Here is a 22595-nt window from a genome sequence, read left to right as displayed (position 1 = left end):
TAAACAGGGTTTCAGCACAACAACATTTTTATGGTATGCATAATAACGTGCGGCCTATCACATCGCTAGGCTTGAAGAGAAATCTCCCAAATGATGCCGTTAGGAGAGAGCATAAAAAAAGGGCAATGCGACAAGCATTACCCTTTTTTTAGACGCTTTTCTCTACGCTAAGCTTTTCTTCTCTTATGCTGAATCAAGAACACCATAGGTATCGCACAAATGGTTACCCACATCATCATTCGAAAATCCTGCAGGTAACCCAATGTGGCGGCCTGTTGATTGACTAGGTTATCCAATACCACTAGACCTTTTGTGGAATGTATTGAGAGTGCGGCTTTTTCCTCTGCCAGCTTCAAACCAAGGCTAAACGGAGTAATGTATTCGGAAAAAACGGCATGGTTAATTTGAATCCGTTGCGCTAGATACGTTGTCACAACAGAAATGCCAATACTACTGCCAATATTTCGCAACAAGCTAAACATCGCGGTGCCTTCGTTTCGATATTTAGGGTCAATCGTAGAAAAAGTCACAGCGGATATGGGTACAAATAAGAAGCCTAAACCAGAGCCTTGCACCATCCCTGTCCAGATAATATCGAACGAGGTGCTGTCTGTGGTGAACTGCGTCATTTTCCACAAAGAGAACGTAACAAGAGACAAGCCAAAGGCAATTAAATAGCGCGGGTCTACTTTGCCGGACAAGCGCCCAACGATCAACATCGCGCCCATGGTACCAAATCCACGCGGTGCCAATACGCTCCCCACACTGATAACAGGATAGCCCATTAAACTTTGCATAAAGGGTGGCAGCAACGACATGGTCGTCAGCAAAATAACCCCAACAATAAAGATAAAAATCATTCCCACACTAAAATTTCGGTCTTTAAACATGTGTGGGTCGATGAATGGATGACTGTGGTTAAAGATATGCACCAAAAACATATACCCACCCAAGACCGCTAGCATGCCTTCAATGACGATTTCGGGGCTATCAAACCAGTTTTGTGACTGCCCTCGGTCTAACATCATTTGCAACCCGCCAATGGCCGCGGCCAATAAGGCAAAACCATAGAGATCAAACTTACGGGCTTTATCAATTTTGGTTTCTTCTAAGAAGGTCCCAATACCAAACCAAGCAATAATGCCAAACGGCACGTTAATATAGAACACCCAGCGCCAACTGTAATACTCCGTTAAGATACCACCAAGATAGGGCCCTAAAATCGGCCCAACCATGACACCAACGCCCCACATTGCCATTGCAGAACCGTGCTTTTCTTTTGGGTAAGTATCCAGTAACACGGACTGAGACAAGGGCACTAAGCTGGCACCGAACACCCCTTGCAACAAACGAAATAGCACAATTTGATTCAAAGATTGAGCGGCACCACATAAAATTGAGGCCACGGTAAAACCCACCACAGACCACATAAATAGACGTTTTCGTCCAATTCGAGAAGCAACGAAACCCGTCAGTGGCATACAGATAGCCGCCGCGACGATATAGGAGGTTAACACCCAAGAAATCTGATCTTGAGTGGTTCCCATCGCGCCTTTCATGTGCGGTAAGGCGACATTGGCAATAGTGGTATCCAAGGCCTGCATGATCGTCGCTAGCATCACGGATAGCGTGATCATCACATAGTTGGTCGTTTTGCTACCTGAGTTACTAATGGTAGTAGTTGTCATAAAACGGCCTTACAGCGTGATGCCAAATAGGCTTCGATGATGCTTAGTATCAATAGAAACCTGTGCGCTCATACCCGAACGAAGTTCTGGCTCGCCGGATTCATGGTCAATTTTTATGCGAACGGCAAGGCGTTGGGCTACTTTCACCCAATTACCCGTCGCGTTTTCTGCTGGAATCACGGAGAACTCAGAACCAGTCGCAGGGCTAATACTTTCAACCTTGCCTTTCCAAGTGTAATTTGGGTAAGTATCTACGTCGATTTCAACACGTTGACCAGGCTTAACGTAGGTAAGGTCTTTTTCGGTAAAGTTCGCTTTAATTCGTGTGTCTTGATCGGCAACGAGCACCATAGTGGTCGCCCCTTTCGCTGTGTATTCACCTAGCTTAGGCAACTTAGACACAATGCCGCTAGCGGGTGCACGAACCTGTGTATAGCCTAAATTCAAACGCGCAGTGTCGAGTGCAGATTGCAGTGATTTATAGCTAGAATACTCTTCTGCTGGCATGCTTGGATTGCCTTCTAACATGGCTTTTAAGGCATTTAAGTTTTCTTGCAATGCCACCACGTTCATCTTACTTTCGCGGGTATTTTCTTGAGCTTGATCAAAGTCAGAATTCGAGGCGTAATGTTTTACCAACAAATCTTTTTGACGCTTTTCTTCTCGTTCGTAAAAGGCCAGCTTTGTATCTGCTAGTTTTAGCTGTACGGCTTTTTCGCGATACGTCGCTTGTTGTGCAAGTATATTACTGCGCATCACAGACAACTGAGCTGCGGCCTTATCTTCGGCAAACTTGAATGGTTGTGGGTCGATCACATACAAAAGCTGACCTTTAGATACCACTTCATTTTCTTTCACGTCGATAGCAGAAATAGAACCAGAAACTTGATTAGTGATAGAGGTAATGTCTGCTTGAACATAGGCATTGTCTGTTTCAATGTAACGTCCACTCAGCATATAGATCAACGTCGACACAACCACAATAACAACGGGGACGCCGACCAGTAGCAGGCGTCGCTTTCCACGATTGGCAACTTGTTTCGTCGGCTCTAGGGTATTTTCTTGTTCACTCATATCGGATATTTCTCCAGAAAAATTCTGTATCAATAAAATTATTTTTTAGAGGATTTAACTATCAAAGTTCACTGGACAAGTTGGTATGCATTAGCTGCAATGCTTCTACTACCGTGGCAATTTGATCTTCATTCAAACCGTTTAATGTTTTATCTCTCACCTCATCTTTGATCGCGTTGATGATTTTCAAACGCTCTAAAGCAGGCTCTTTAAGATACAAGCAGTAGGCACGACGATCAGTAGGGTCCTGACGACGCTCGACTAAACCATCCTCTGAAAGTTGATCGATTAAACGGGCAAGTGTAATTGGCTGGATTTCTAATAGCTCGGCTAACGCGACTTGGCGCATGCCTTCAGAGCGCTGCACGCAAAGTAACGCTCGTGCTTGCATATATGTCAGAGACATTTCTCTTTGCTGGTATTCACGACGCATTAGCCTAATGATATCTACCATTAGGAAGCTGATGTTTTCCGTGCTCATATTGATTCATCACTATTAATATAGAATGAACATTATATATATTGCTTATCATTTACAATGCGTTACAAAGAATGTACACAATCTATCCTCAATACCCGTATAGACTGGGCTGAAGAGGCTATCTAGGCACTGATTTTTTTATATAAGGTATAAATAAAAATACATATCTAAGTCTTCATTTAGTCTGTGAGGCAATATGAAACTCGCGAGAGAAAATAACTATGCTATTCGCTTCGGCAAACAAATGAGCTGGCTAAATTCACGCTTCCTCGTTGGTAAATAGCCGTCCTAGGATAAGGACAAAGAGGGCGCTCTAACCCTTGCATGCGGTTCGTGAGCTCTGGATTATTCGGCCGTGCTGTCGCAATAACAGTATTAGGCGCCTGTTTACGCTCCACCCATTCCATCAAGGGCAATAGCATATCAAAGCGGTCCAGCGACGGGCCTCCTTCTCCATGAGGCATTCCGGGGATACGATACAAGCGCACAAAACTGTCCGCCTTACCTTCTTGATTAAAGTTCAAATCGTTATACCAGCGGATAGTATTTTTAACCGAAAATACGGGATCGCTGTTACCGTGGAAAATGACCATTTTTCCGCCATTTTGTTTAAATTGCTGTAATTTTGGTCCATTCGCGCCAGGTGATGTCATGAAATTCATTGCAGATTCTGGAAATTGACTATTTTTAGCATAAATTTTGGGGGCATCTTTATCAAAATTGAACGCTAACAAAAATGCTTCTAATAACCCTGGAGTGCTGCCTGTGTGTACCGGTGGTGTCATAAAAATATTGGCTAGAGCTGCTGCGCCAAGGACGTTAGAAATAGGTTTAAACTGCCAAACATTGACCGTGCTTTGGATTTTCCAACGACGCCAATTTTCTGAACGTATGCCGGTGTCGTAGACCCAATCCGAATATAACGCCTGTCCTTTTGAATTTTTCGGACCTTGTTGCATTCGCATAAGGGCCGCTACTTTTTCTGGAGCAAGACAGTAACGATCAAATTCCCCTTTACACGCCAGTAAACTCGGTTTAAATCGTTGCTGACAAGAATCTGATGCAAAGATCAAATCGTCTTTAATCCCGTCCAAACCATCGCATTGATCCAGCAGGCTTTTGGTAAACATAACGAGATCACGTTTGGTTAACGCGACTCGATGAAGTGCTTGTGCGTCCCAAGCAAACTGAAGCGCCGCTTTTGGAAGGTCGAGTCCGGGGTAGCCAACCAGCAAGCCGTCGAACATACGTGGGTAGCGAGCAGCGGCGACGATTGCCATACGACCGCCATTTGAGCTTCCTATGCCATAACTATAGCGAATCGGAGCACCATAATAATTCTGTATCAGCATTCTCGCCACAGGATAGAGTTTACGCACAGCATCGTAGCCATAATCTCGGCGTGCTTGAGGGTCTCGTCCAAATAATGCGGAACCATCGAGTCCTGCTTGTGAAATGGGCTCGGCATCATGCCCTCCGTTGCTAGACACTACGGCAAAACCTCGGTTAATCGCATATTGCGCAGGGAGCAATCCGGTCACATTCCCTAATGCAGGCTTTACTTCGCCATCGTTCCCACTATTGAATTGATACGCAAACCGCCCTTGCCAATAGTCAGGTAAACGCAATTCAAATTTAAGCGAGTAGGGTTTGCCATCGATGCCAATTCGATGATCCATTTGCCCTCTCACAAGACAAAATGAAACCAAGGCCTTACCATCAGGATAATAACGGGTAGCACTAATCTGTATGCCTTCTGGGGCTATTTTTTTTAGCTCGCTACAGGCCATAGCATTCGCAAAACTACTAGTAACAAGTAGAAAGCAAAACAAGGGGACTAGGAAAAGTGCCTTCATCATATCGTCCTTAATGTCGATAGCACAAAAATAACAGACTAGAATAATCAAGGATATAAAGTAGTCACTGTAAACAACATAGCGAATTATGAAGGTGCAGGGAAGAGGCTTATTTAGAAATAATCAGGAGAGAGATAGAAATGAAAAACGAGTCAAAAGACCCGTTTTTATAAACAATTACTTATAGAGACGTCAGTAATAAAGACTGCATTAGTGTGCCGAAGCAAAAACTAAAAGATCAGCGGGTGTTTTGAAGTCTACCGCCATAGTAACGCTCAGAGCAGTTACTGTGATGATAGAGAAGAAAAACACTTGGCGTGCCCAACCGTTTATATCAATGTCCTTGCGATAGCCTCTTAACGCCATCGCTAGCCACCAAAGGCTGGTAGATAAAGCCACAATCATAAAGCCCACACCAACGTAGCCAGTTAATGGCAGCAGTGCGGTCACAATCGCAAACGCGGCGATATAAAGGACAATATGACGTTTCGCTTTGGCAATGCCTTCCGCAACCGGCAATACAGGGATATTAGCCGCGGCGTAATCTTTGTAACGAAAAATGGCAATCGCATAAGAGTGCGGCATCTGCCAAATACAAAACATCGCAAGAAGAATCGCAGCGCCTGCATCAAATTGACCTGCAGCGGCACAATAGCCAACTACTGGAGGTACAGCACCAGATAAGCTACCAATCGCAGTTCCGTATACGGATTTTCGCTTAAAGTACATGGTGTATAAGCCAACATAAACAAAGTAGCCAAAACCTGCGAAGGAAACAGCAACCCAGTTAGTGAAGTAAGCCAATAAGGCAAACCCGATTAGACCTAATACAACACCGTGAACAAAAGCGGCTTTACCAGACATTTCACCCGTGACCGTTACCCGGTTACGCGTACGTTGCATTTTTGCATCTATGTCTCTGTCTATATAGTTGTTAATGGCACAGCCAGAAGCAACGACTAACGACAAGCCAATGACTGTCGCTAGCATAAGAATCCAGTCGATCTCGCCACGAGAGGCTAAAAGAAAGCCTCCCGCAACTGAGATGAGGTTGCCCATAATGATGCCAGGTTTAGTCACCTGGAGATAACGCTTAAACATCTTTATAGACTCCCATCGACGCGGTTTTTATTCCGCATATTTATCAAGTTATTCAGCTTACATCATCATCGCGTTAGACGCGTAGATGATCCAAACAGACAATGCTACAACCATTACTATAATCATAAGAGCAAACAAGAAAGAATAAGTATCTAACTTGCCATTTTCAGAGAAGTTCAAGTGAAGGAAATACTTCAAGTGAACAAAAATCTGAACAATTGCGAGTGCTACAATTGATATATAGGTTGTTTCATTATCAAACGCGTGCGTCATCACCATCCAGAATGGAATTGCTGTCAAGATAACAGACAATACAAAACCAGTGACGTAAGACCCAACGCTGCCGTGTGAATTAGCTTCAGAAGAATGATTGCTCATTTATACTTTCCCCATCAGGTAAACAACGGTGAAAACACAGATCCAGATAACATCCAAGAAATGCCAGAACAAACTTAAGCAGCTTAGACGAGTTATCGTGCGACCACCAAGACCCGTTTTTGCAACTTCAACCATCATGATGAACATCCAGATCAAACCAGCTGTTACATGCAAGCCGTGAGTACCAACAAGGGTAAAGAAGGCTGTCAAGAAAGCACTAGTCTGAGGTCCATGTCCCGCAACGATTAGATGATGAAACTCGTATATTTCCATGCTGATGAACACAACACCCATCGCAAACGTCACTAGCAACCACGCAAGGGTGCCACCTTTGTTTTTGTTGTGTGCGCATAACAACGCGAAACCGTAAGTGATACTTGAAATAAGTAGCGCTGCCGTTTCCACTAGAACAAAGTCTAGTTCGAAAATATCTTTACCTGATACACCACCGGCTGTGTTCATGAAGAGCACAGCGTAGGTAGCGAAGACAGATGCGAATAACAAGCAATCCGTCATTAGGTATAACCAGAATCCAAACACGTTATACGGTGCTGGTTCGTGGTCGTGATGCTCATCGTGAGCTGAATGTGTATTCATATGTGTTGTACTCATGATTACCCCTTAGCCACGTTATCTAGATGTTCATTCTCAATACGAGCGACCTCATCAGGCTGAACATAGTAATCAACGTCTGTTGTGTAAACACGTACTATCAAAGATACAAACGCGCCAAACAAGCCTAGAGCAGCTAACCACCAAATGTGCCAAATCAATGCAAAGCCCATAACAGTGATACAACCCGCGATTGCGATACCAGAAGAAGTGTTCTTAGGCATGTGAATCGGAGCGTAGCTGTCTTTACGAACGTAAGCTTCACCTTTTTCTTTCATGTCAGTGAACGCATCGATATCAGACACTACAGGTGTTTCTGCAAAGTTGTAGTACTGCGGTGGAGAAGCAGTCGACCATTCAAGAGTGTGGCCATTCCATGGATCACCAGTGGTATCCAGGTTTTGCGCACGATCTCGGAAGCTGACATACAGCTGAAGTAACTGGAATACGATACCGGCTAAGATGACAAAGGCACCCACTAACGCGATATATAACCAGATATTCCACTCAGGGTTGTTCGTGTGGTTTAGACGACGAGTCATTCCCAAGAAGCCAAGTACATACAAAGGCATAAAGGCTAAGAAGAAACCAATCAACCAGCACCAAAAAGCTGCTTTACCTAACTTAACGTTAAGGTGGAAGCCCATTGCTTTAGGGAACCAATAAGCAAAACCTGCAAGATAACCAAATACCGCACCACCAATGATGGTGTTATGGAAATGGGCAATCAAGAACAAGCTGTTATGCAACACATAGTCAGCACCTGGTACCGCTAGAAGTACACCAGTCATACCACCGATAGTGAAAGTCACCATGAAACCAAGCGACCAAAGTACCGGAACGGTAATGCGAAGACGACCACGATAAATAGTAAAGATCCAGTTGAATAGCTTCAAACCCGTCGGTACAGCAATAACCATGGTTGCCATACCAAAGAAGGCGTTAACGTTCGCACTTGAACCCATGGTAAAGAAATGGTGTAGCCATACGATGAAACCAAGAACAGCAATTGCACCACTCGCATAAATCATAGACTTATGACCAAACAAGCGCTTACCTGTAAAGGTAGAAAGAACCTCAGAGAATACACCAAATGCTGGAAGAACAAGGATATACACCTCAGGGTGACCCCATGCCCAGAACAAGTTGATATACATCATTGGGTTACCGCCACCAGAAATCGTAAAGAAGTGGAAATCTAGGTAACGGTCAAGCGTTAGCATTGCCAAAACAGCAGTCAAAATTGGGAAAGATGCAGCGATCAAAATATTGGCCCAAGTACAGGTCCAAGTAAAGATCGGCATATCCATCAATTTCATTCCAGGGGCACGCATTTTAAACACAGTCGCTAAGAAGTTAACGGCGGTTAATGTCGTACCAATCCCGGATATCTGCAGTGCCCATATATAATAATCAACCCCGACATCCGGACTGAACTTCAAACCGGCTAATGGCGGATACGCCACCCAACCTGTTTTTGCAAATTCACCCACAAAAAGAGAGATGTTGATTAGAATCGCACCACCAGCCGTTAGCCAAAAACTAAGGTTGTTTAGGAACGGGAAGGCAACATCACGAGCACCAATCTGTAATGGAAGCACAATGTTCATCAAACCAATCATGAATGGCATAGCCATAAAGATGATCATGATGGTGCCGTGCGCTGTAAAGATTTGGTCATAGTGATGGGGTGGCAAATAGCCTGGATCGCCATTTGTTGCCAAAGCAAGCTGCAAACGCATCATAATTGCGTCTGAGAAGCCTCGGATCAACATAACAAGAGCCAGTACTATGTACATCACGCCTAAGCGTTTATGGTCAACCGAGGTTAACCAGTCATTCCAAAGCACGCCTAACTTATTATAACGAATCACAAGAAAAGCAATGGCAAGAACCAATGCAACTACAACTGAGAACGTTACAACAAGAATCGGTTCGTGGTAAGGAATAGATTCTAAAGATAATTTGCCTAATATCGACATTACTTATCTGCCTCCATTTTCATCTCATCAGACGGATGTTCAGATGACTCATGTGTCATCTTACTATGATCCATCTCACCGCTTTTCATATCACCCATCATTGGAGGATCGAAAGTTGTCCCTTTCAGCATTTCTACACGACCGTAATCTTTCATGAATTTCATGACATTGTCGTGGAAAATACCAGGTTTAACGGTTCCGAAGTATTCAACTGGATTGTTTTCAGAGTTTTTAGCAAGTTCTGCATAAACTTCTGGTGTTAGAGATTTATTTGATGCTCTAACTTTTGCAACCCAAGCGTCGAATCCTGCTTCAGTAGGCGTAGCAATGGCATTAAACTTCATACCAGAGAAACCCGCACCACTGTAGTTTGCAGAATAGCCTTTAAATGTACCTGGCTCATTTGCAATCAAATGCAGTTTAGTCACCATGCCTGCCATTGAGTAAATTTGACTACCCAATTGAGGAATGAAGAAAGAGTTCATGACACCTTCAGAAGATATTTTGAATGCAACAGGAACATTAGCTGGAAACGCTAATTCGTTCACTGTAGCAATGCCTAGATCTGGATAAATAAACACCCATTTCCAGTTCATCGACACAACTTCAACCGTGATATGGTCTTTATCAGATTTCAACGGTTTATAAGGGTCTAATTCATGAGTTGAGACCCATGTAATCACACCAAGAATGATGACGATTATAATTGGAACAGTCCAACACATAACTTCAATTTTAGTGGAGTGTGACCACTTAGGTTCGTAGATCTCATCACGACCTTCACGATATTTCCAAGCGAAATAAAGTGTCATAAAGATCACTGGGATTACTACAAGCAGCATTAAAACAGTTGATACAATAATCAAATGTTTCTCATCAATACCTACTTGTCCTTTTGGATCAAGCACGCCACCTTGGCAACCAGCAAGCAAGCCTACTGCAATAGCCAAAGCGATTTTACTTAGGATACGAGTTAACAAAAGAATCATCCTCTAACCCTGAGGTTCACAACACTGCATCTTTAACATTAAAGAAGCAGAACGAAAAAACCGGCCAAACCGGCGTTTTCAGCAAAGATGCTCCGCATGCTGACATCAGCACTACAAGAACACTTACTGCGTAACTATTACATTAACGAAGTAATTGTCTTGATGGATCACCTAAATCTGAAAAAGGGTGCTCTATATCATCCTGTCGTGGGCTGTGTCTCGACACGAACCAACTGCTCTATATAAAGAGTCATCACGATGTAAAAAGGAGGCCATTTTTTGGCGAGCAAGGTTGATATCCGCATTTTCATGCCAATATCTTACCAATAGGTATGTCACTCCCGTGCTCATTAAAAGCACAGAAGCAAGAATAGGGGAGCTTAGAAGGTGTTCAGGTATTAAGAAAAGAGGAGTAAAGGACGTAAAATAAAACGCGCTAGCGAAAATAGACAGACACAACAAAACGGTCAGCCATGTAGGCGACATTTGCAGAGAAAGAAGCACTCTCTTATACAAAATAGTTTGTAATGAATTCAATTTTTGCGTCCAGTTTTGTCAAGTAATAGTGGCGTAAATTGCGCATTCACAGCAATCCGCGAGTTCCGGTGCGCGAAATATATCAAAATATATACAATCACACAAAGTGTAGTTTAGCGTTTGTCGGCATTTCCTTCACGATCTTTTTAGTAAAACTTACACTATTAATCATAACGGACGCTTATACCTATCATTCAAGTCGCGTTATACCGGTAGTTTCTTTACATTAGGCCGTCAATATTCATAAATTATGATTTTTCAAAATTTTTAATATTAGCTGCTTTACCCATGTAATCAATGCCTATTCTCAATACTGATTAATAATAGATATCGAGAATAGACATTGATTGATAACGCAGGTAGTTGATGAGAGCAACATTCAGTGTCACCTGAATATGCCCTATTTATATAGAAAACCGCTTTTTAAAGAGAATGGCTCAGTTCATCGACCAAATACACAATAGATTGATAATCTAAACCGCTGTGTTCACTCAAGCCAATTTCACAAGTTCGGCTATTCGAATAGCCAGCCTCACACCCTTCAACCGCTTTTGATAATGTTTTCAGCGCACTGGCATTAAGTTCTGGTGTCGAGAAGCCCTTGTCTCCAGCGAAACCACAGCATGTGATGTCTGGAGGAAACACTACGTCATCTGCTAATTGATTCGCCAAAGCAACAAAACTGTCTGCTAAGCCCATTCTCGTTGTACTGCAGGTAACATGAACGGCAATACGAGCCGTTTTTTTAGTGATTTTTAGGTGCGGCAGCACAAACTCACTAATGAAGGATACTTGTTCGTACAAATTTAGTTTGGCATCCAATGTTTCTTTCATTCGCAACACACAAGGGCTGGTATCACACACAATAGGGTACTTTCCGTTCTCACTGGCCTCAAGTAATAACGCATTAAGATCATTAGCCTTTTTCTCAGCAACAGCGAACTGACCTTTGCTTTGAAAAGCCAAACCACAACAAGTACTTTCCACTCCTTTTGGAATAATGACCTTGTATCCAGATTTTCTAAGCACGCTAAGCATCACTTCCATGACAGATCGTTGATCCTTAGAATTAGGACTACTGCCCATGACGCGTGTCGCACAGCTCGGCAAATACACGACGGAACCTTGATCGGTTTGCGCAACAGCACAATCGTTGTCGTTTTCGAGCAAGGTTTTCAAGGGGATAGAGGCCTTGGGCATCGTTGAACGCCATTTCGGAACCACTCCACCTGTTACTTTATTGGCCGCGCCTGTTAGCAAATCCATACCACTATCGCCAACGATGTTCTTCATGACTGATGCTGAAGCGAGCCCTAAGCGCGCTGTTTTTGTGACCCCTTCAAAGTGATCTCCGATCCAATATCCCACCTTGCTATCAGGGATACGATCGTGTCGCAACTCTCGAGTTAAGTCGCCTGTGTTGATACCAACCGGACATTGCATAGAACACAGACCACAACCAGCGCAAGTATCAACGCCTTGGTAATCATAATCTTTCTTCAGAAGCGCTAAACGCTCAGGCTGATCTCCAGCAGCAACCAAGCGCTGGATTTCTCGCCAGATGACGATGCGTTGACGTGGCGTTAAAGTAAGTGACTTAGAAGGACAAGACGATTCGCAGAAACCACACTCGATACAGGTGTCCACTTTATCGTTCGCTTTAGGTAACGGTTTTAGATTTTGTACATGCAAATTGGCATTGTGAGTCAAAATCACATCGGGGTTGAGCAAAAAGTCAGGGTCAAACGCACGTTTAATGTCCCACATGATCTCATAAGCTTGTTCACCCCATTCTAAAGACACATAAGGCGCCATGTTACGGCCAGTGCCATGCTCCGCTTTTAGAGAGCCTTTGTATTTCACGGCAACTAAATGTGCGACTTCATCCATTAGCTTTTCATAACGCACAACTTCCGCTGGTGCATCAAAGCCTTGGGTAAAGACAAAATGAAGGTTACCTTCCAAAGCATGACCAAACAAAATAACTTCATCATATCCATGCTTATGGAAAACGCCTTGGAGCTCTAAAACGCCTTCGGCTAATTGCTCAACGGGGAAGGCGACATCTTCGATGATAACGGTAGTTCCAACGGGGCGAACAGCACCCACTGCAGGAAATAACCCTTTACGGATTTTCCAGTAAGAGTCGTATACGGCTTTTTCTTGTGTGAATTCAATGGGATTAAGTGTTTTTAAACCGTCGAGAGAACTCGACACCAATTCAAGATGACTGGCTAACTCGTCTTCGTCCGATGCCCTGACATCAATCAGTAAACCAGCGGCATTCTCACCCAGAGATGACAGCATATCTGGCATACCAGGCTTGCCTTCTACTGCACGCAATCCGGCACGGTCAATTAGCTCTACGGCAGAGACTGGCGCGCTTTTTAAGGCAGTAACCGCATGACAAGTCGCTTCCATGTCTTCAAAAAAGATCATGGTTGCCGCTTTAATAGGGTGGTCTACCACTGTTTCATAGGTTATCTCACTGATGAAGCCTAGCGTTCCTTCTGAACCAATCATCAAATGTAGCAATATATCAAACGGGTCTTGATAATCTACCAGACTATTCAAGCTGTACCCTGTTGTATTTTTAAGTCTATATTTGTGTCTTATTTTATCTGCTAACTCAGTATTTCCACGTGTTTTCTCGCCTAGTAGCGTCAGCGTATCTAATAAATCACCATGGGTTTCTGAAAATCGCTTTTTACTGGTTTCGTCTGCCGTATCTAACAAAGTGCCATCGGCCAATAAAATTCGAGCACTTTTTACGGTGTTGTAACTGTTTTGCGCCGTGCCACAGCACATTCCGCTGGCATTGTTAGCTGCTATGCCACCAATCATACAAGCATTAATAGACGCTGGATCTGGGCCGATTTTACGCTGAAAAGGCGCCAATAATTGGTTAGCTCGGGCACCTATGATGCCAGGCTGTAGGGAAATAACATGCCCATGCTGATGAATGGTGTGACCTTTCCACTGATCAGATAACTGGATTAAGATCGAGTTCGTCACGGCTTGGCCCGACAAGCTCGTGCCAGCCGCTCTAAATGTCACTGGAAGCTTTCTCGACTTCGCTTCTTTTAAAACCAAACGTACTTCTTCTTCATCATTAACGCGAACCACCAGCTGGGGAATTAAGCGATAAAAACTGGCGTCCGTTCCATACGCTAAAGTGCGAAGAGGATCACGAATCAGCCGGCTATCATCTATAACATTTTTTAATACGTTATAAAGATCCTGATAATGAGGATTGGTATTTGGTGAAGCTAAGAGCGGAGAAGTCATAACAATACATCCCAAGGCGCAAAGGCCTGCTTACTTTTATTGTTTTGGTAGTCTAAAAAAATAAACAACTAGACAGAGATTGAATAAAGCAATAAATTGGTCATACCAATTTACCCTATAATTCTGAGCTACAATAGAAACCCTTAGATAATTTGTCAACCTATACGATAGTAGATAGTTAGAGGATTTTAACGACATTTAGAAGTGGTTTTACCACTTTTGCCTTTATTAACAACCGTTACTACTATCGTGTAGATAAACCATAAATTTAGCATTTAATAATACTAATATCTAAAACCAGTAAAAACATAGAGTTGAAAGAGAGACAACAATGGAACCCAATCGCTTTGCGCCAGTTAAACAACCAAAAATATCAGATATTATTATGCAGCAGTTAGAAAGCATGATTTTAGAAGGAAGTTTTAAGCCTGGCCAAAAACTCCTTTCTGAAAGAGAGCTGGCAGCTCGCTTTGAAGTCTCTCGACCATCACTAAGAGAAGCCATTCAAAAGTTGATTGCCCGCGGCATTCTTTATAGTCAACATGGCGGCGGCACTTATGTGTCAAAGCAAATAGGCAGCTCATTTGCCGACCCCTTGCATGACTTACTCAGTGCTCATGATGAATTTTTGTATGATCAACTAGAATTTCGAGATGGTTTAGAAAGCTTATCAGCCTATTATGCGGCATTACGAAGTACCGACGCAGATAAAGCAAGACTGACTCAGTGCTTTAATAAACTCGTCGATGCGAACCAAAACCACGACTTTTCGCTAGAAGCCAGTTTAGACGCAGAATTTCATATGATTATCGCCGAATCTGCGCATAACGTTGTACTACTCCATACTTTGCGCAGTTTATTTACTATTCTGGCCAGCAGTATCTCTGCAAACTTAAACAATCTATTTAAAAAGAAAGTAGCACGTAAAACTATTATGGATCAGCACAGAGCCATGTATAGCGCCATCATGGCAGGCAATGCAGAAGGGGCGCGAGATGCCGTGCATGCACACCTTGTCTTTGTAGAAGAAAATTTACTAAAAATGCGCCAAGAAGAAACCCGTATTCAACGATCACTAAGGCGTAATGAAAGCCTTAGTCCTCAGTAAATGGGACGGTTAAGCCTCGATAAAATAAAACCGAAAAAACAGCCTCACAAGATCACAGCGACGAAATACTCACTCGTCACTGTATGTCTTGGCTTCATTGGTAAACCACACCCCTTTTTTCATATTTTGTAAATAACACCAATACAAGGTGAGACCACGGGCGATAAATAACAGCGCTTGGCTAAGCCACAAACCGTGATTGCCCAAGCCTTGAGTCAGATACCAGGCAGGAAAAAATACGCCGACAACACACACTATCATGGTGTTTTGCATCTGCTTTACACTGGTGGTACCAATGAAGACACCATCCAACATAAAAGACCAAATACCCAACAGAGGAAAGATAATAAGCCAGGGTAGGTACAGAGCCGCGTCGTCGCGAACCGATTGCACACTGGTTAATAACCCTATGATTCCATTACCGAAAATCCAAAAAACAACCACCAGAATCAAGGCCGCTAGGCACGCCCAATAGGTAGAAAGACGCAATACCTTTTGAAACGAGGCTTTATCTTTACGTCCGTAATATTCGCCGCAAAGCGCTTCAACAGAAAAGGCAAAGCCGTCTAGACCATTGGAAATGATCATTAAAAATGTCAGTAAAACAGCATTGGCCGCGAGCACTGAGTCCCCTTGACGGGCACCTTGTGCGGTAAAAAACAGCATCACCAGCAACAAGAGAATGGTGCGCACAAACAGATAGCGATTGACTCGAATCAGCGCCATGTATTCACGCCATTTTACCAACGCTTTAAGAGGCACATGACCGTTGAAACCCTTTAGTTTATGCCACGCTAAAAAGCCTGCTACCGTGACACCCGCATATTGAGCAACAACAGTCGCCCAAGCGACGCCATCACTGGCCATTCCTAATCCATAGACAGCCGTGTAATCCAATATCATATTGACGACATTGATCACTAATAGCATCCATAATGGGCCTTTTGAATACTGCACACCGAAGAACCATCCCATAAGCGCGTAACCTGCCAATACTGCCGGCGCGCTAAAGATTCGAGCTTCGCAATACAAGCGCGCCCAAGGCTCTACATCGGCGCTTGGCGCCATTAAGGTGATCGCTAAATCGATAATGGGATGACGAAAGAGAATCAGCATTAAGCCAATAAATACACCCATCAAAATAGACTGCAATAGCAACTCTCGGACCCGACGCTCATCACCTTGGCCTAATGCTTGCGCTGTCAGACCTGTCGACCCCATTCGCAAAAAGCCAAATGCCCAAAACAGAAAGCTAAAAATACTCGCGCCAATCGCAACCGCAGCAAGATGGGTTGCGGTACCTAAATGACCAACGACCGCGGTATCCACCAGTCCTAATAACGGCGTAGTAATGTTGGATACCATAGGCGGCCAAGCCATGCGCCAAATTTTTCGATGCAAAGCGACATCGCTTTTATAAGAGTGGATAACTTGTTGAAAACTAAATAAAGGCACCAGAATCACAACCTTGTGGATACTTTTTGTATTGTGGATAAAAAGCCGTCTGATTCACATCGCCGGTTTCATTTTTAATGTGGGTAATTTGCCTACTTATACACAAATAACCCCTTTTTTAGGGAAATAAAACCGTATTTTAACGATAATTTTGTTTTATGGGAGGCTTTTTTCCTTATTTTTGGGAATAAGTCATTTTTACTCACCAATCAGTTTACCGTTTTATTATTCGCTTATTTCTGGGATAAGTGATGCTTTTTTCCACAGCGAGCGCTACAAGGCGTGAAAACTTTGCTAAACTCGCGCTTATTTTTTATGCACCGGAGACTCTATGAAAAAGCAACTTAGACCTTTATTAGAAGGATTGGCCGTAGGTTGTGTGTTTATCAGCATCACCATGCTGTTTCAAATTCCACTTTATATGAGCTTTATTATTGGTGCTTTAGCTGCGCTTGGCGGTTACCGTAATTCGATCAAGATGGATCGCGCTAAAAACAAGAAAAAATCCGACACCAACACACAGGATCACGATTAAATGAATGACTCTTTTCGTCCACCTTATGGCGAAGGCGATGGCACTTTACAAGCGGTCGGTGGCTTATCAGGATTACAAACATTAGTCGAAACCTTCTACCGACTAATGGCGGAGACACCTGAGTACCGTCCGTTGTTTGACATGCACCCAAAAAACCTTTCACTGACGATCGAAAAGTTAGTGGCATTTTTATCCGGTTGGATGGGGGGAGAGCGTTTATTTTCGCAGAAATTTGGCCCTATTAGCTTGCCCCAAGCCCATGCGCACTTGGTCATTACCGAGAAGGAAAAGGCCATGTGGCTTAATTGCATGGAAGCCGCGTTAATTGAGCTGGGGTATCAAGAAGACCTGCGAGCTTATTTGCTCACCAAACTTGAGTTTCCCGCAGAGCGAATCCACCAAGTCAGTGCGGCACGCCATGGTCATAGCGACTAGCTTTTTATTGCTTTGCCAACACTGATACCCAAACGCTTCGCTAATCGCATTAAGTTGGCCCGATCCATCGATAAATGACGCGCGGCTTGCGACCAATTACCGTTTGCTGCTTCCAATGCGTGACGAATTCTATCCTTTTGATATCGCTCGGTTTCTAGTCGTAAATCAATGGATTCAAAAGCGCTCTCTTGAGGCTCTTCCAATACAGCTTCGTCTGTTTGTACCTTTTCTTTTTTTAACTTACTTATCTGTAACCCAGTAAGATGCTGCGGTGTAATAACGGTAATGCCAGTGGGAGTGTCCGCTTTAGCAAATAAAGCCGCTCGAGAAATAACATGCTCTAGCTCTCGAACATTGCCCGGCCAGTGATACGCTTCTAGCAAAGAGATCGCGGCGGCCGATAAAGTAAGCTGTTGAAGCCCTAATTTACGACGAAAGCCTTCCGCAAAAAATCCCGCCAATAGAGGTATATCACCTTGTCTCTCTTTCAGTGCAGGCACTTGGATAGGAAACACACTAAGGCGATGGAAAAGATCTGATCGAAAGCGATGTTCAGCAACTTCTTGTTCCAAGCGTCGATTGGTCGCGGCAATTATCCGCACATCGACTTTGCGAATTTCATCCTTACCCACGGCTTGGATCTCTTGATTTTGAATCGCTCTTAGCAAACTACCTTGTACTTCTAACGGCAGCTCACCAATTTCATCCAAAAAGAGGGTGCCGCCATCGGCTAGGACAAACTTTCCTTCGCGGTCACGATCGGCGCCAGTAAAAGCCCCTTTTACATGACCAAATAACTCACTTTCAATCAAGTTTTGTGGAATCGCCGCGCAATTTACATACACCATAGGTGATTGGCTACGATTGGAGGCATGATGGAGAGAACGTGCGACCAGCTCTTTACCCACACCGGTTTCGCCTTCTATTAAAATTGCAAAATCGGAAGGCGCTACCAGCTTAATTGCTTGATGAAGCGCTTTCATCACATCACTTTGACCAATCATCTCATAGCCGTCTTTGACTCTTGCCTCTTCGCTCATGACCTGCAACGCATGTTCCGCTCGCTGAGATTTTGTCTCCAACTGCTCCATTAACATCGCGGTATTTAGTGTCATCGCCGCCATGGTTCCAATGATCTCAAGCGCTCTGGTGTCGATATTATCAAATACGTTGGGCGTAATGCTGTCTAGCGTCACCACACCAATCAACTTGCCATCCAAATACAAGGGCACGCCCATGCAAGAATGAACGCGCAAATGCTCATCATGACCTAGCACCATGCCGTCGTAAGGGTCAGGTAAAGAAGAATCAGACGGGAATCGAACGGGGTAGTGGCCCGCACAGATTTCGCTCAGCCGTGGGTGCTCGGTAATGGTAAAGCGTCGTCCCATTAGGTCTTCAGACAAACCGCGCTGAGCAATCGGCGTCAACACACCGTGATGATGTATCAGCAATACCACCGCATCACAATTAATGGTCGCTCGAACCGCGTAGACCAATTGCTCAAAGCGGTTGGTTTGCGTTACCGCACTCGCCAAATCCAGCGCAAAACTCAGTAAGGCATTGTTTGAAACCTGATTCATTCTCTTCAACCTATGAAATAGCTAAGATAGAGTCATTCTGACACATAAGAAACATAAAGACCTATTTTTATTTGTGTCTAAATGACTCTATTTTAATTTATTTATTTTTAAGTAATTGAAAAATAAGAATTTATTTTATTGGCACGACTTTCGCAATAGAAAGACTAATAGAGATTCAATTACGATACTTTAGTAGAAAGGAGCACCACCATGCTATCCCAAACACATATAGATACAGTAAAAGCGACTATCCCATTGTTGGCTTCAGCCGGCCCTGCTATTACTGAATACTTCTACAAACGCATGTTTACTCACAACCCAGAGTTGAGTGACATCTTCAACATGACAAACCAAAAAACAGGTCGCCAACCAGCGGCTTTGTTTAATGCCATTGCGGCTTACGCGACTCATATTGATAACTTAGAAGTCTTAACCAGCGCTGTAATGCGCATTGCTCATAAGCACACTAGTTTTAACATCCAGCCTGATCAATACGACATTGTTGGCCATCACTTGATTGAAACCCTGCGTGAACTTGCGCCAGAGGCTTTCACTCCTGATGTAGAAGAAGCTTGGGTAGCGGCTTACGCTCAATTGGCCGAAATCTTTATCAAGGTCGAAGGTGATCTATACGCGAAAAATGCGGCCGAAACCGGTGGCTGGAAAGATTTCCGTGAATTCCGTGTGGCGTCTAAAACACCAGAATCTGAATTAGTCACTAGCTTCGTTCTAGAGCCGGTAGATGGTAATCCTGTAATTGACTACATTCCTGGTCAATACCTAGGTGTTAAAGTACATCCTAAAGGTAACCAGTACGACGAAATCCGTCAGTATTCTTTATCTACCACAGCCAATGGCAAAAACTACCGCATCAGTGTCAAACGTGAAGGAAATGATGAGATGGCGGGCGTGATGTCTAACTATCTACATGATCACATCAATGTCGGTGACATTGTCGAAGCGATGCCACCAGCGGGTGACTTTATCTTCGAAGACAAAGCAAAACCTGTTGTGCTTATTTCTGGCGGCGTTGGCTTAACACCGATGCAAGCTATGCTGGATACCTTTGCTAAGCAAGGTTACAGCCAGCCAATTAGTTACTTACATGCTTGTGCTCACGAAGGTCAGCATTCCTTTAAAGCACACGTAAACAGCGTAAAAGCACAATTACCTCAACTGTCTGTTCATACTTGGTATGAGCGCGCTAACGAAACAGAAGAGGGTGTTTATGAAGGTAATATGCAACTGGCAGACATCAAGGACGCTTTGCCTTTGACAGATGGGGATTTTTACCTATGTGGTCCAGTCGGTTTCATGATGTTTGTGAAACAGCAATTACTGACATTAGGCGTTGAAGCGGACCGTGTTCATTACGAATTATTCGGCCCACATCAAGACGTTTAAGCCATCTTTATCGTGGCATCTTAATCATCAGTCTGGCTGGCGTAGCGCTAGCTAGGCTCTTGTTTAAAAGGCAATAACGCGTGGGTATCTTGATGATACTCGCGCACCGCTTGTGCTTCTTCCTCACAGAAATTCCCAATCGCCTCTCGAAATCCTTGATGAGCAATGTAATGCACGCTGTGGCTAAAAACAGGTTCAAAGCCACGAGCAATCTTGTGTTCCCCTTGTGTACCCGGATCGAAATGCTGTAACCCTTTTTCGAGACAAAACTCGATTCCTTGGTAATAACAAGCTTCAAAATGCAGGCAATCTACTTCTTCCATACAGCCCCAATAACGCCCATATAGTGAATGATCATCAAAGAAACACCACGACGCGGCGATCGCTTCGCCTTCTCTGTACGCTTGTACTAAAAGGATTTGCTCCCCCATGGTCGCGGCCAACAAGCCAAAGAACTCTCGTGTGAGATAACCTTGCTGACCACGCTTTGCATAGGTGGATTGGTAACACAGATAAAAGAAGTCAATCTCAGCGGCCGTCAGTTCATTACCAAGGGTACGCGTCAGAGTCACGCCTTGCTTAACCACCTTGTCGCGCTCTTTGCGTGCCGCTTTTCGCTTACGGCTTGAAAAGTGCGAGAAGTAATCGTCCATGTCACAATAATCACGATTAAACCAATGAAACTGACAGGAAACACGCTGTACTAGGGTTTTATCATGGCGAAACAAATCCGCGTGCTCAGGCTTGGTAAACAACAAATGCCAGCTTGAGAAATGACGTTCCTGATTGGCTTCGGTCATCAGCTTCGCCAGTGCAGGGTACAGATTCGCAAAGTCTGCATCGTCGCCATTGGGGTCCAAATGAGAGAATATGCGCAGCCCAGTGACTGGAGAGAATGGAATCGCCCAAACACGCTTAGGATAGTATTCCATACCATGACGCTGGTAGGCATCGGCCCAAGCCCAGTCAAATACAAACTCACCTTGAGAATGTGTTTTGAGATAGGTCGGGGCGATGGCTAATGGTCGATCAACGCCCATTTCATCTGCATCAGTAATCAGCAAATATTCTGGGTACCAACCTGTGCCTTCACCAATACTGCGGCTTTGTTCTAACGCTAGGTGAAACGCGTATTGCGCAAAGGGATAACGAGTGTTGCCAATAGCCGCTTGCCAGTTGGCTTCACCGATCTGATCAACACGATTAAACCACTGCGCCTTCATGGTTAGGCTTCCATTTCTTGGCGCATTTTAGCGACTAGAGAGCGGGTCTCTGGGCGGACTTGGCGCCATAAATAAAACGACTCAGCCGCTTGGCACACCAGCATACCTAAGCCATCCACACCTTGTGCTCCGTGTTGTTCTGCCCAGTTTAAAAACAACGTCTGTTCTTTACTGTAGGCCATGTCATAGCACCAGGTATTAGCATCAATAATGCTGTCTTTTAACGGTGGTAAACTACCTGAAATACTGCTGGCAGAGCCATTGATAATAATATCGAACGGCCCTTCTAGTGCGTCAAAAGAAGACGCTAGACAGCCATATTGCTCAGCCAATGCTTCGGCTTTTGACACGGTTCGGTTGACCACAGTGACCGAAGCTGGTTGTTCGGCTAATAATGGCTCTAGCACGCCACGTACCGCGCCACCTGCGCCAATCACCAGTACGCGTTTACCCTGCAATGATTGAGCGTGATTTTTGGTAATGTCGTTAACCATACCGACGCCATCTGTGGTGTCGCCAAACAGATCGCCATTTCGGCCCATCATTAGGGTGTTAACCGCACCTGCTTGTTTGGCTCGCTTGCTCAACACATCACACATATCATAAGCGCGACCTTTGAACGGCATAGTGACATTAAGCCCCTTGCCACCGTTTTTAAAAAACTCTGTAACTTGTTCTTCAAAACGCTCTTCGTCGCCTAACAGCGTCGTATAGTGCAGATCTTGCTGAGTTTGGTTAGCAAAATAAGTATGAATGCTCGGCGACTTACTGTGTGCGATAGGGTTACCAACAACGGCGTATGAATCCACGGTTTAGCCTCTTAATATCAATCTTGTTAGCCACCAGACCACTGTCTAATGGCGCTA

Annotated in this window: 18 protein-coding genes; 4 read left to right on the top strand and 14 right to left on the bottom strand. The window is 44.1% G+C overall.

Annotated elements, in window-relative coordinates; translation table 11 throughout:
• Positions 1–167 precede the first annotated feature (167 nt).
• From E0D70_RS02540 to E0D70_RS02495, 10 genes are all read right to left on the bottom strand, one after another.
• Complete coding sequence (locus tag E0D70_RS02540) at positions 168–1688, bottom strand: DHA2 family efflux MFS transporter permease subunit (protein WP_207923185.1); 1521 nt, start codon at positions 1686–1688, stop codon at positions 168–170.
• Between the two features lie 9 nt (positions 1689–1697).
• On the bottom strand, positions 1698–2762 hold the full coding sequence (locus E0D70_RS02535; RefSeq protein ID WP_133010708.1) for an HlyD family secretion protein: 1065 nt from the start codon (positions 2760–2762) through the stop codon (positions 1698–1700).
• A gap of 61 nt (positions 2763–2823) precedes the next feature.
• The gene (locus E0D70_RS02530) at positions 2824–3243 is read right to left on the bottom strand and encodes a MarR family winged helix-turn-helix transcriptional regulator (RefSeq protein WP_133010707.1); all 420 of its coding nucleotides are present in this window, start codon (positions 3241–3243) and stop codon (positions 2824–2826) included.
• A 224-nt stretch (positions 3244–3467) separates the two neighbouring features.
• The gene (locus tag E0D70_RS02525) at positions 3468–5102 is read right to left on the bottom strand and encodes a tannase/feruloyl esterase family alpha/beta hydrolase (protein ID WP_133010706.1); all 1635 of its coding nucleotides are present in this window, start codon (positions 5100–5102) and stop codon (positions 3468–3470) included.
• A 207-nt stretch (positions 5103–5309) separates the two neighbouring features.
• Positions 5310–6200: a heme o synthase gene (gene cyoE, locus E0D70_RS02520; RefSeq protein WP_133010705.1), complete on the bottom strand. Its 891-nt coding sequence runs from the start codon at positions 6198–6200 to the stop codon at positions 5310–5312.
• Between the two features lie 57 nt (positions 6201–6257).
• Positions 6258–6578: a cytochrome o ubiquinol oxidase subunit IV gene (gene cyoD, locus E0D70_RS02515; protein ID WP_133010704.1), complete on the bottom strand. Its 321-nt coding sequence runs from the start codon at positions 6576–6578 to the stop codon at positions 6258–6260.
• Positions 6579–7190: a cytochrome o ubiquinol oxidase subunit III gene (gene cyoC, locus E0D70_RS02510; protein ID WP_133010703.1), complete on the bottom strand. Its 612-nt coding sequence runs from the start codon at positions 7188–7190 to the stop codon at positions 6579–6581.
• A 2-nt stretch (positions 7191–7192) separates the two neighbouring features.
• Positions 7193–9172, bottom strand: a complete 1980-nt coding sequence (cyoB, locus tag E0D70_RS02505) for a cytochrome o ubiquinol oxidase subunit I (RefSeq protein WP_133010702.1) — start codon at positions 9170–9172, stop codon at positions 7193–7195.
• Positions 9172–10161 carry a ubiquinol oxidase subunit II gene (cyoA, locus tag E0D70_RS02500; RefSeq protein ID WP_133010701.1) on the bottom strand — a complete coding sequence of 330 codons (990 nt, stop codon included), beginning with the start codon at positions 10159–10161 and terminating at the stop codon, positions 9172–9174. Before cyoA ends, cyoB begins: the two co-directional genes overlap by 1 nt.
• Before the next feature lie 960 nt (positions 10162–11121).
• Complete coding sequence (locus E0D70_RS02495) at positions 11122–13986, bottom strand: FAD-binding and (Fe-S)-binding domain-containing protein (protein WP_133010700.1); 2865 nt, start codon at positions 13984–13986, stop codon at positions 11122–11124.
• A 331-nt stretch (positions 13987–14317) separates the two neighbouring features.
• Here E0D70_RS02495 and E0D70_RS02490 point away from each other — a divergent pair, with 331 nt between their 5' ends.
• Positions 14318–15094 carry an FCD domain-containing protein gene (locus E0D70_RS02490; RefSeq protein ID WP_133010699.1) on the top strand — a complete coding sequence of 259 codons (777 nt, stop codon included), beginning with the start codon at positions 14318–14320 and terminating at the stop codon, positions 15092–15094.
• A gap of 69 nt (positions 15095–15163) precedes the next feature.
• Here the strand turns inward: E0D70_RS02490 and E0D70_RS02485 are convergent, their stop codons facing one another.
• Positions 15164–16474 carry an MATE family efflux transporter gene (locus tag E0D70_RS02485; RefSeq protein ID WP_133010937.1) on the bottom strand — a complete coding sequence of 437 codons (1311 nt, stop codon included), beginning with the start codon at positions 16472–16474 and terminating at the stop codon, positions 15164–15166.
• Positions 16475–16880: 406 nt separating this feature from the next.
• On the opposite strand from E0D70_RS02485, the gene E0D70_RS02480 reads away from it, so the two are divergent.
• Both E0D70_RS02480 and E0D70_RS02475 read left to right on the top strand, forming a co-directional pair.
• Positions 16881–17084, top strand: a complete 204-nt coding sequence (locus E0D70_RS02480) for a hypothetical protein (RefSeq protein WP_133010698.1) — start codon at positions 16881–16883, stop codon at positions 17082–17084.
• Positions 17085–17519, top strand: coding sequence for a group II truncated hemoglobin (locus tag E0D70_RS02475; RefSeq protein WP_133010697.1), 435 nt, complete (start codon positions 17085–17087; stop codon positions 17517–17519).
• Here the strand turns inward: E0D70_RS02475 and norR are convergent.
• A complete protein-coding gene (norR, locus tag E0D70_RS02470; protein WP_133010696.1) occupies positions 17516–19102 on the bottom strand; it encodes a nitric oxide reductase transcriptional regulator NorR in 1587 nt (528 codons plus the stop codon). The two genes, E0D70_RS02475 and norR, sit on opposite strands and share 4 nt — an antisense overlap.
• 210 nt (positions 19103–19312) lie before the next feature.
• Between norR and hmpA the strand changes: the two genes are divergently transcribed.
• The gene (gene hmpA, locus E0D70_RS02465) at positions 19313–20506 is read left to right on the top strand and encodes an NO-inducible flavohemoprotein (protein ID WP_133010695.1); all 1194 of its coding nucleotides are present in this window, start codon (positions 19313–19315) and stop codon (positions 20504–20506) included.
• A 47-nt stretch (positions 20507–20553) separates the two neighbouring features.
• On the opposite strand, the gene E0D70_RS02460 is transcribed toward hmpA, so the two are convergent.
• Complete coding sequence (locus tag E0D70_RS02460; protein ID WP_133010694.1) at positions 20554–21729, bottom strand: GNAT family N-acetyltransferase; 1176 nt, start codon at positions 21727–21729, stop codon at positions 20554–20556.
• Positions 21730–21731: 2 nt separating this feature from the next.
• Complete coding sequence (gene aroE / locus E0D70_RS02455; protein ID WP_133010693.1) at positions 21732–22538, bottom strand: shikimate dehydrogenase; 807 nt, start codon at positions 22536–22538, stop codon at positions 21732–21734.
• Between the last annotated feature and the right edge of the window lie 57 nt (positions 22539–22595).

It is taken from the genome of Marinomonas flavescens (assembly GCF_004352835.1).
Classification (GTDB): Bacteria; Pseudomonadota; Gammaproteobacteria; order Pseudomonadales; family Marinomonadaceae; genus Marinomonas; species Marinomonas flavescens.
This window is presented reverse-complemented; position numbering and strand designations above follow the sequence as displayed.